We start from the raw sequence: 6,663 nt of genomic DNA on the forward strand, positions 1-6,663 counted from the left end.
TGAATTAGTAAAAGCATTTTATGTCGCCCCTGAATGGCATTCAAGTTAAAATCCATCTGTAAAACAGATAGGTGGATGCCATGCAATGGACTTTGGAACAAATGCGCTACTTCGAGGCGGCCGTCGCGGCCGGTTCTTTCTCGGGCGCGGCGCGCCGGCTGGGCCGCGCGCAATCGGTGGTCAGCACCTCGATCGGCTTGCTGGAAGCGGAATTCGGCGTGGAACTGTTCGACCGTTCGCGCCGCAGCGCCGTGCTGACGGAGGCGGGCAAGGTGATGCACCTGGAAGCGTGCGAACTGCTGCGCCAGGCCGAGCGCTTGCAGCTGCGCGCCCAGCTGCTGAGCGAGGCGCCCGAAGCCCAGCTGACCCTGGCGCTGGACGAAGCCCTGCCCTACCTGGCTATCGGCACCTTGGTCAAGGAACTGGCGGCGCGCTACCCGGCGCTGGAACTGGTGATGCTCAACGCCACGGCGTCCGAGGTGGCGCAATACGTGGAGCAGCAGCAAGCCGACGTGGCTTTTCATTTTGACCGCGGTCCGATTTCTCCCGTGCTGGAGCAGCAGCACATCGGCAGCGTGGCGCAAGGCGTGTTCGTGGCCAAAGGCCACCCGATGGCGCACGGCCAGGAAGTGAGCCGCAACGAGCTTACCCGCTACCGCCAGCTGATCATGGATTCCGAGCTCAACCGCGAACATGCGTTCAGCCCCGCCGTCTGGTTTTCCGACAGTTTCTACAGCATCGCGGAAATGGTCGCGGACGAGCTGGGCTGGGCGATTCTGCCGCTCAACATCGCCAATTACGACAACTACAAGGGGTATCTGCAGGAAGTGCCCTGCCCTGCGCTGGCTTTATCCAGGCTGCCGGTGCGGCGGCTATCGATCCATGGGAAGAAGCTGAGCGAGACGAGTTTGTGGCTGACGAACAGGCTGGCGGAGTTGCTGGCGGATGGGCCGCGGGGGTGAAATGCGGCATCCGTGACAGGCCGCGAGCTGTCTGCTCGATAGCTTGCGGGCGTCCCCCATTTCCGAGGAATACCAGAAGCAGATGAATTTATCTGTTTGATAGTGCGGCTATTGCTCTACCTGTTCAACCTTTCTCTTTCTTGATTTGTAAATATATAAAAAAACAAAGGCCAAGAAGATTGAAAATATAATTACTCCGTTGAAAATGAAAGGATTGCGCATTGAAAAATCAAGCAACCAGTAAGAAATCATTGCACATTCACTCAATAGGAAAAATAGCAGAGCAATAGATGTCGAGAAAAAAATTACTGAAATAATTATACTCTTATCAAAATGTTTCATATATATTCAAGAGTGTTTGATACGATGAGTCATCGATACGCGGGCATGTCGCTTGCTTTTATCCTAAAACGAATAATTTCTGTCATATATAAGATTAGTCCTAAAAATTGCTGAATGGGATGATGCCGGCATACAATGCTATCTCATCTCACCTCTCTGTCGGCATCAAGCTTGCACTGCACGTCGGCATTACTGTTACAGCGAGAAGGAGCACAGCATGGACTTCAATTGGCACGGCGGCGTCATTACCCGGCACACACTCGTTGATGACAACTACCGGAACACGCAAAACGTCAGACGCTTCCTAGTTCACCAGTGTGGCCCCGAATTCAAGCTGGGCCGTGATTTCATGGCCTGGATATGCGATGGCGCCGTCAAAAACATGGGCGATGTCGCGGATGAATGGATGCGCCGACATAATCAAGCCGGTGATACGTAAATAAACAAATATTGATAAGCACTGAAGGCTTTACATGATTCACTCAACCGTCGTAAGCAACTGGCTCACCATGGCAAAAGACGATGCCGTCGAGATTGATCCCGACGACATCAATCACGAAGCCAGGACCAATATGTGGAGCTTTTCGCCCACGGACGAGGAAACGCCGCAGATCCATGCGGCCGATATCGTTGCCTTCATCGGTGAGGTGATCGCGGCGCGCCGCAGCGCGCTCCATGGAGAAGACATGCTGTTTTACTGCTGGCACGACGCGCAATGCCGCCAGCTGCGCTTCAGCCTGGTGTCGCGCTCGCATGGGCGGCTGCCGTTTCGCTGCACGCTGCGCGAAACGCAGGATCTGGCGCTGATCGCCGAGCGCGTGGTGAACGGGGACTGGCGCAATGAGCATTATATGCAGGCGCCGTCGGAGGACTGCGACGCGCAGGAGCCGGCGCCGTTCGTCCTGCCCGTTTTCGCGGTAGCTGTGCCTTAACAGTCAGCACGCCAGGAAACGCGCGGGCCGGCAAGCGTCCAGGGCCGGCGCTGGCTCGCCAGTGACAATTTCCCCGCTGGCCAGCTGGCCCACGATGGCTGCCAGCACCACGCCCGGATGCATGGCGCATACGTACACTCCGTTGATATTTGGCAGATAGCCGATGACGGGTACGCCGTCTGCGGGCATGGGGCGCAGGCCGATGCAGGCGAATTCCGGCGCGATGGCCTCCGCCCCCTCCAGTTCTTCCCGGATCGCGCTGGCCGTGCGTAGCGCGATGGCGGCCGGCTGGTTTTCCGGCGCGTCGTCCACGTAATCTTCCGCTGCCAGCATGGTCCCGTCCTCGGCTTGCCGCACTTCCATTGCATGGCTGGAAATGATGCCGCGCACGAGGCCCGGCGGCGCCTGGTAGCGCAGGAAGATAGCGGGCGAGGCGTGGATCGGCAGGCTGGCGCCCAGCTTTTCCGCCAGGCTGGCCGTGCCCGTGCCTGCCGCCAGCACGACCATATCAGCCTCGATAAGGTCCGCAGCCGTTTCCACGCCCGTCACCTGCGCGTCCCGGACGGTAAAACCCAGCACGGGCGTGTGCGTGCGGACCGTCGCGCCGAGCGCCTGGGCCGCCGCCAGCAAGGCGTGGGTGACGGCAACGGCGTCGAGGGCGCCCTGCTCCGGTTCGTAGATAGCCTGTTGCGGCGGCCGCCGCAGTTGCGGTTCAAGCCGGGCGATGTGCGCGCGGTCAATCACGATGGATGCGGGCGACACGCGCCCGTCCTGCGTGCCATATGACAGGGCGCCATGCCAGCGCACCGTCAATCCCGCGACCTGCGTTTCCAGCTGGCGCCAAGCGGCGATGGCGTCGCCGCGCAGGGCCGCAATGGGGTCCGGCCCCGCGCAGGACGTGTTAATCCAGGCAAACGAGGTGCCCGTCACGCCGGACGCGATGCCGCCCGCCTCGAGCACGGTGACTTGTGCTCCCTTGCTGGCCAGGTGGTAGGCGAGCGACGCGCCGACGATGCCGGCGCCGATGACGATGATGCGTGCTGGACGTTTGGGGCTTTCCTGATTCATCTCTGCCAACTTTGTTTATTTATCACAGGATAGAGTCTACCCCAGCCGCCCGCAACTCCAGCGCATAGGCATGGCCATCGACAACATTGCCTTCCACCAGGGCAATATCGGGCACGGCCATTCCCTGCACGAAACCGCAGCGTTCCAGCACGCGGATCGACGCCGCATTGCCGTCGATGGCGTAGGCGCACAGGCTGGCCAGCTGCCATTCGTTTTGCGCCAGATCAATCAAATGGCGCAGCGCGGCCGTGGCCAGGCCCTTGCCCGCTTGCTGCTCGCCGATGCGGTAGCCGACTTCGGCCGTTTGCGTCTGCCCGTCGATATCCTTGAGGTTGGCGCGCCCGATCAATTGTCCATGTTCGTCCAAGATGATGCAGGGGTGCAAGCGTCCCTGTGCATGTTCGTCCAGGAATTGCGCGACGTGCGCGGCAATGCCGTCGACGCTGTAAAAATCGTCGGGGCGCCGGTCGATATGGCGCTCGAACCAGGCCCGGTTGGCTTGCTCGAAAGCAAGCAAGGGCGCGGCATCGTCGGGGCGCAGGGTGCGAATGGTGTGTGTACTCATGGAGACTCCTGGAAAGGCATGAGTCTAGTGATGCGCCGCCCGACCCGTCAATCTTGATTCCATCAATCAATATAAAGTGACAGCCGCTACAATGGCCGCCATGAACAACGATCTGTCCGCTGCCGAGGCTGCGCGCCTCTTGAACGTCAGCCTGCCCACCCTGTATTCCTATGTGAGCCGGGGCTTGCTGGCCTCCGTCAGCAATGGCGCATCGCGCCGCAAGCGCTATCCGCAGGAAGACGTGCTGCGCCTGGCGGCCCGCAAGAACGACGCCAAGCGCGGTGGCCAGACGGCTGTGGCCGCCATGCACTGGGGCTTGCCCGTGCTGGAGACGCAAATTTCCCACATTCTCGATGGACGACTGCTGTACCGGGGCTGCGATGCGACGGCATTGGCCCAGCACGCGACGCTGGAGCTGGCCGCCGGCCTGCTGTGGGACGATAACGCGAGCGACCATTTTCAGCAGGACGCGCCGGCCCTGCCGCAAGGGTTGACCTGCGCACCTGAAGCGCCGCCGCTGGCGCGCGCCATGCTCGCCATGGCCATGCTGACGACGGCGGACATGGCGCACTCGCCGCAATCCGGCCCCGCCTTGATGCGCCTGCTGGCCGCCGCCCTGCTCCGGACGGCGCCGTCCGCACTGCCGCTGCACTTGCAGCTGGCGCAAGCGTGGCAAGCCGATGCGGAGCAAACTGAGTTGCTGCGCGCCACCCTCGTGCTGCTGGCCGACCATGAATTGAACGCGTCGACCTTTGCCGTACGCTGCGTCGCCTCGACGGGTGCCAGCCTGCCCGCCGCGCTGATGGCCGGGCTGGTGGCCCTGTCCGGCGACAAGCACGGCGGCGGCAGCGCGGCGGCCCGGCGCATGTTGACGCAGGCGCTGGCCGCGCCGGATGCCAGGGCCGCCATCGTCGCCTATTACAAGACCGTCGCGCCGGAATTTGCCGGCTTTGGCCATCCTTTGTATCCAGACGGCGACCCGCGCGCCGCATATCTGCTGGGAATCTTGTCGGCGCTGTCGCCCGGGTACCCGCATCTGGCCGCCATTCTGTCCGTCTGCGCCACGGCAAGCGAGCTGCTCGATACCAGGCCGAATGCCGACCTGGCGCTGGGCGCGATGGAACTGGCGTTCGGCTGGCCCGAGGGCGCGGCATTGAGCGTGTTTGCGCTGGCCCGCTCGGCCGGCTGGATCGCGCATGCCGCCGAGCAAGCCGCCAGCGCGGCACTGATCCGCCCCCGCGCCCGCTACGTGGGGCGCCACCAGCGCGACTGAAAATAGGCGCTTGATTTATTACGCATACGTAGTAGTATACTTCGCATGCGTACCAATACCTCCCCCCAGCCAGACCTTCCCGATGCCGCCGCCTGCCCGCTGGGCGAGCGTTCGCCGCGCCTGTTCAACCTGCTCAACCTGGCGCGCCAGAACCTGTTCCGCTCGGCCGACGCCGTGTTTAGCAGTGAACTGGGCTTTTCCGGCACGCAAGTCGTCGCCCTGTTTGCCCTGAAGGGCGAGGAAGGCTGCCAATTGAAGGATCTGGGGCGGGCGCTGCAGCTGAAAAACTCGGCCGTGACAGGCCTGGTGACGCGCATGGAAGAAAACGGCCTGATCGTGCGCGGCCAGTCGGCGCTCGACGCGCGCGCCGGCACCCTGCACATGTCGGCCAAGGGCGGCGAGGTGCTGGCTCATGCCCTGCCCCTGCTCGACAGCCTGAACGAACAACTGAAAGCCGGTTTCAGCGAGGAAGAATTGGCCATCGTCGCCCGCTTCCTGCTGCACGCCTCGCGCCTGCGTTTTGCGCAGGACGTCTGACTTATCCCCACATCACCACCACAGGAGTTACCCATGCACCCGAAAGACATGACAGGCTTGCAACTGATGCAAGCATTCGCGCAAGGCCTGTTCCCCCGGCCCGGCATTTCCAAGACCATGCCCATGGATGCGCACACGATCGAGCACGGCAGAGTGATCTTCACGGCGACGGCGAATGAAAACCATACGAATCCCATGGGCGGCGTGCACGGCGGTTTCGCCGCCACCGTGCTCGACACGGTCACGGGCTGCGCCACGCACACGGTCTTGCCGGCTGGCGAAAGCTATGGCACGACGGACCTGAACATCAAGATGTGCCGTCCCCTGCCCTTCAACGTGACGGTCTTTGCGGAAGGCAAAGTCATCAATGCAGGCCGCAACCTGGTCATTTCGGAAGGCACAATCCGCGACGAAGCGGGCAAAGTGTACGCGCACGCGACGGCCACCTGCATGATCATCCGCCCCCGGGAACAAGCGGCCGCGTGATATGGCCCGGTACCTGGCGCAGTTGCAGGGCCGGCTGTCCGCCAGCGCGCTGGCGCTGATCGCGGAAGCGGGCGGCCAGCCCATGGGCCGCAAGCTGGGCTATGGCACCGACGATGGCTCCTTGTATAGCTGACTGGGCTGTGTGCTGCCCGCGCACCGCAAGACAGGCCTGACGCAGCGCCCGTTGGAACACCAGGAAGCCGGGGCCGGTGCACACGGCTTTGCGGCCGTCACCGTGAAATCGATGAACCGCTACCCGGCCATGCTGCGCTTGCTGGTCCGCAAAGGGTATCGGATACGCGCAGTGGAGCACTTTGGAGACCCGACCCGGGAGCGCATACACTTCATCAAGCCCTTGCCTTCGAACGGCTCACGCAGCCACTGGTTTGGTTCTTCCTTGTCATGGGAGTAACAACACCATACACTGAGACATATATCGCTAGCACCGCATACGTCCATCTACCTTTGTAAAGTCGAATGAATATGGCAGTTTTCTTA

9 protein-coding genes are annotated in these 6,663 nt (G+C 62.0%); 7 read left to right on the forward strand and 2 right to left on the reverse strand.

Annotation, left to right across the window (positions count from 1 at the left end):
• The first annotated feature begins 80 nt into the window (after positions 1–80).
• The 3 genes from AC0V2Y_RS26660 to AC0V2Y_RS26670 all read left to right on the forward strand — a co-directional run bounded on the left by AC0V2Y_RS26660 (position 81) and on the right by AC0V2Y_RS26670 (position 2,236).
• Positions 81–962 carry a LysR family transcriptional regulator gene (locus tag AC0V2Y_RS26660; protein ID WP_175533229.1) on the forward strand — a complete coding sequence of 294 codons (882 nt, stop codon included), beginning with the start codon at positions 81–83 and terminating at the stop codon, positions 960–962.
• 559 nt (positions 963–1,521) lie between these two features.
• Positions 1,522–1,743 (forward strand): DUF6434 domain-containing protein, encoded by a 222-nt coding sequence (locus AC0V2Y_RS26665; protein WP_475415074.1) that lies wholly within the window; start codon positions 1,522–1,524, stop codon positions 1,741–1,743.
• A 70-nt stretch (positions 1,744–1,813) separates the two neighbouring features.
• Entirely contained in the window at positions 1,814–2,236 is a 423-nt protein-coding gene (locus AC0V2Y_RS26670; protein ID WP_475415073.1) for a hypothetical protein, read from the forward strand.
• Positions 2,237–2,239: 3 nt separating this feature from the next.
• Here AC0V2Y_RS26670 and AC0V2Y_RS26675 read toward each other — a convergent pair whose 3' ends face one another.
• Together AC0V2Y_RS26675 and AC0V2Y_RS26680 are read right to left on the reverse strand one after the other, a co-directional pair.
• Complete coding sequence (locus AC0V2Y_RS26675; RefSeq protein ID WP_475415072.1) at positions 2,240–3,304, reverse strand: NAD(P)/FAD-dependent oxidoreductase; 1,065 nt, start codon at positions 3,302–3,304, stop codon at positions 2,240–2,242.
• 22 nt (positions 3,305–3,326) lie between these two features.
• Positions 3,327–3,869 carry a GNAT family N-acetyltransferase gene (locus tag AC0V2Y_RS26680; protein WP_475415071.1) on the reverse strand — a complete coding sequence of 181 codons (543 nt, stop codon included), beginning with the start codon at positions 3,867–3,869 and terminating at the stop codon, positions 3,327–3,329.
• A gap of 100 nt (positions 3,870–3,969) precedes the next feature.
• Between AC0V2Y_RS26680 and AC0V2Y_RS26685 the strand changes: the two genes are divergently transcribed.
• Genes AC0V2Y_RS26685 through AC0V2Y_RS26700 form a run of 4 tightly spaced genes read left to right on the forward strand, consistent with a single transcriptional unit; the run spans position 3,970 to position 6,298 of the window.
• Positions 3,970–5,142, forward strand: coding sequence for a citrate synthase family protein (locus AC0V2Y_RS26685; RefSeq protein WP_475415070.1), 1,173 nt, complete (start codon positions 3,970–3,972; stop codon positions 5,140–5,142).
• A gap of 45 nt (positions 5,143–5,187) precedes the next feature.
• The gene (locus tag AC0V2Y_RS26690) at positions 5,188–5,679 is read left to right on the forward strand and encodes a MarR family winged helix-turn-helix transcriptional regulator (protein WP_475415069.1); all 492 of its coding nucleotides are present in this window, start codon (positions 5,188–5,190) and stop codon (positions 5,677–5,679) included.
• A gap of 33 nt (positions 5,680–5,712) precedes the next feature.
• Complete coding sequence (locus AC0V2Y_RS26695) at positions 5,713–6,165, forward strand: PaaI family thioesterase (protein ID WP_070310764.1); 453 nt, start codon at positions 5,713–5,715, stop codon at positions 6,163–6,165.
• A 1-nt stretch (position 6,166) separates the two neighbouring features.
• On the forward strand, positions 6,167–6,298 hold the full coding sequence (locus AC0V2Y_RS26700; protein WP_275528093.1) for a hypothetical protein: 132 nt from the start codon (positions 6,167–6,169) through the stop codon (positions 6,296–6,298).
• The last annotated feature ends 365 nt before the right edge of the window (positions 6,299–6,663 follow it).

Source organism: Janthinobacterium sp. BHSEK, from assembly GCF_056174685.1.

Excerpts from the sequence above, each read along its gene's own strand:
- AC0V2Y_RS26660 (WP_175533229.1), top strand. The coding sequence starts at position 81 with ATGCAATGGACTTTGGAACAAATGCGCTACTTCGAGGCGGCCGTCGCG.
- AC0V2Y_RS26665 (WP_475415074.1), top strand. The coding sequence starts at position 1,522 with ATGGACTTCAATTGGCACGGCGGCGTCATTACCCGGCACACACTCGTT.
- AC0V2Y_RS26670 (WP_475415073.1), top strand. The coding sequence starts at position 1,814 with ATGGCAAAAGACGATGCCGTCGAGATTGATCCCGACGACATCAATCAC.
- AC0V2Y_RS26675 (WP_475415072.1), bottom strand. The coding sequence starts at position 3,304 with ATGAATCAGGAAAGCCCCAAACGTCCAGCACGCATCATCGTCATCGGC.
- AC0V2Y_RS26680 (WP_475415071.1), bottom strand. The coding sequence starts at position 3,869 with ATGAGTACACACACCATTCGCACCCTGCGCCCCGACGATGCCGCGCCC.
- AC0V2Y_RS26685 (WP_475415070.1), top strand. The coding sequence starts at position 3,970 with ATGAACAACGATCTGTCCGCTGCCGAGGCTGCGCGCCTCTTGAACGTC.
- AC0V2Y_RS26690 (WP_475415069.1), top strand. The coding sequence starts at position 5,188 with ATGCGTACCAATACCTCCCCCCAGCCAGACCTTCCCGATGCCGCCGCC.
- AC0V2Y_RS26695 (WP_070310764.1), top strand. The coding sequence starts at position 5,713 with ATGCACCCGAAAGACATGACAGGCTTGCAACTGATGCAAGCATTCGCG.
- AC0V2Y_RS26700 (WP_275528093.1), top strand. The coding sequence starts at position 6,167 with ATGGCCCGGTACCTGGCGCAGTTGCAGGGCCGGCTGTCCGCCAGCGCG.